The sequence below is a fragment of the Pseudonocardia pini genome (assembly GCF_013870575.1).
GTDB lineage: Bacteria > Actinomycetota > Actinomycetes > Mycobacteriales > Pseudonocardiaceae > Pseudonocardia > Pseudonocardia pini.
On sequence record NZ_JACBXB010000893.1, the window covers coordinates 1 to 2,026 of the forward strand.

The 2,026-nt window shown below is 74.8% G+C and carries 3 protein-coding genes; 2 read left to right on the forward strand and 1 reads right to left on the reverse strand.

The features are described from left to right. Positions 1 to 216 precede the first annotated feature (216 nt). Entirely contained in the window at positions 217 to 771 is a 555-nt protein-coding gene (locus H5J29_RS30465) for a VldE C-terminal domain-containing protein (protein WP_181784403.1), read from the forward strand. Continuing rightward, positions 768 to 1,397 (forward strand): Dph6-related ATP pyrophosphatase, encoded by a 630-nt coding sequence (locus H5J29_RS30470; protein WP_181784404.1) that lies wholly within the window; start codon positions 768 to 770, stop codon positions 1,395 to 1,397. Before H5J29_RS30465 ends, H5J29_RS30470 begins: the two co-directional genes overlap by 4 nt. 8 nt (positions 1,398 to 1,405) lie before the next feature. Here H5J29_RS30470 and H5J29_RS30475 read toward each other — a convergent pair. Next, positions 1,406 to 2,026, reverse strand: a 621-nt coding sequence (locus H5J29_RS30475; RefSeq protein ID WP_181784405.1) for an alpha/beta fold hydrolase, incomplete at its 5' end; no start/stop codon positions are given.

Consider the following 2,026-nt stretch of genomic DNA (forward strand, 5'->3'; position numbering starts at 1 on the left):
CTGCCCGCCCTGGTGCGGGCACGCCGGTCCCTCGCCACGCCGCGGGCGTTGCCCGCGCACCCGCACGAGAGCGGGCAGTGCAAAGGCGTCGAGAACAGGGTCCTCGGGACCACCCGCCCGGCGCCGGAGCACCGTGCGCAGGACCCGCCCGCCGCGACGCGTGAAGTCCGCGGGCGGCCGACTACGATCCGGACATACCGGATTCGAAGGAGCCGCATGCGCACCACCCGCCGCGTCGCCCTCGCCCTGCTCGCGGTGGTGCTGGTCGTCGGCACGATCGTGCTGACCCTCCGGTTCGACGCCGTGGACCGGATCCGCGAGCGGGTGGCCCCCGAGCCCTCCCCCGGCTGCATCGCCGACGACCCGACGTCGACCGGGTGCGTCACCCCCGCTGCGCTCGCCGCGCACGAGGCCGTGACGGCACGCTTCGCGGACCGCATCCGGGAGTCGACGTGCTGGAGCGAGCACGCGTGGAACCCCTCCAGCGACCATCCGCAGGGCCGGGCCTGCGACTTCTTCCCCACCCGCTACGGCACCTTCCCCGAGGGCGAGGAGCTCGCCGCGGGCTGGGCCATCGCGGACTACCTGCGGGACAACGCCGCCGAGCTGGACGTCCGCTACGTCATCTGGCAGGGCCGGATCTGGTACCGCAGCGCCCTGTTCGGCGACCAGGAGGGCTGGGGCCGCCCGTACGACGGAGGCGGCGTCTACGACCCGGAGGACGCCACGGGTGGGCACTTCGACCACGTCCACGTCAGCGTGCGGCGGTGACGTCGTGGCTCAGCTGGTCGTCCGGTAAGGACTCCGCCTTCGCGCTGACCGACGACATCACCGGCCTGGTGACGACGGTGAGCGGCGGTCGGGTCCCCGTCCACGGCGTACCCCGGGTGCTGGTCGATGCGCAGGCCGCGGCGTTGGGGCTGCCCCTGCACGTCGTCGAGCTGCCGTGGCCCTGCCCGAACGAGGAGTACGAGCGGCGCACCGGCCAGGCGTGGGCGGCGGCCCGCGCCGCGGGCGTGGACACCGTGGTGTTCGGCGACCTGTTCCTCGCCGACATCCGCGCCTACCGCGAGCGATCCCTCGCCTCGACGGGCCTCACCCCGTTCTTCCCGTTGTGGGGCAAGGACACCCGGGCCCTGGCCGGCGAGATGGTGGCCGCCCAGCAGGCCGTCGTGGTCGCGGTCGACCCCAGCCGGGTGCCCGCGGACCTGGCGGGCCACCCGTACGACGACGGGTTCCTCGCCGCCCTGCCCGCGGCCTGCGACCCGTGCGGCGAGAACGGCGAGTTCCACACCTTCGTCACCGACGGGCCGCGGTTCACCCGGCCCGTCCCGGTCACCGTCACCGGGACGGGCGAGCGGGACGGGATGGTCGTGGCCCGGCTGGCAGCCCGGTAGCGCCGCGGTCAGCCCAGCAGCTCGGCGGCCAGCCGACCCACCGTCTGCCACTCGATGAGGAACCCGTCGTGCCCGTACGGCGACTCGATCACCTCGAGCCGGGCGCCCGGGATCCCGGCAGCCAGCTCCTCCTGCTGCCCCACCGGGTACAGCCGGTCCGAGCTGATGCCCACCACGACCGTCCGGGCGGTGACCCCGGCCAGCGCAGGAGCGACCCCACCGCGCCCCCGGCCGACGTCGTGGGCGTTCATCAGCTCGGTCAGCCGCACGTAGGACGCGGCGTCGAAGCGGTGCACCAGCTTCTCCGCGTGATGGTCCAGATAGGACTCCACCGCGTACCGGCCGCCGTGGAACGGGTCCTCACCCTCCTGCGGAGCACGCCCGAAGCGGGTGGCCAGCTCGAACCCGCTGCGGTACGAGAGGTGCGCGATCCGCCGCGCGACGCCGAGGCCGCGGTGCGGCCCCTCCCCCGCGGGCAGGTCGTGGTAGTCCCCGCCGTGCCACCCCGGGTCGGCCGTGATCGCCGCGATCTGCGGCGAGGCCCACCCGATCTGGTCCGCCGAGGTCGCCGCGGGCGAGGCCAGCAGCATGAGCCGCTCGACCCGGTCCGGCTCGGTCGCGGCCCACTC

What these genes read in the sequence shown, in the direction of transcription:
- H5J29_RS30465 (WP_181784403.1), top strand. Translation starts at nt 217, where the DNA reads ATGCGCACCACCCGCCGCGTCGCCCTCGCCCTGCTCGCGGTGGTGCTG.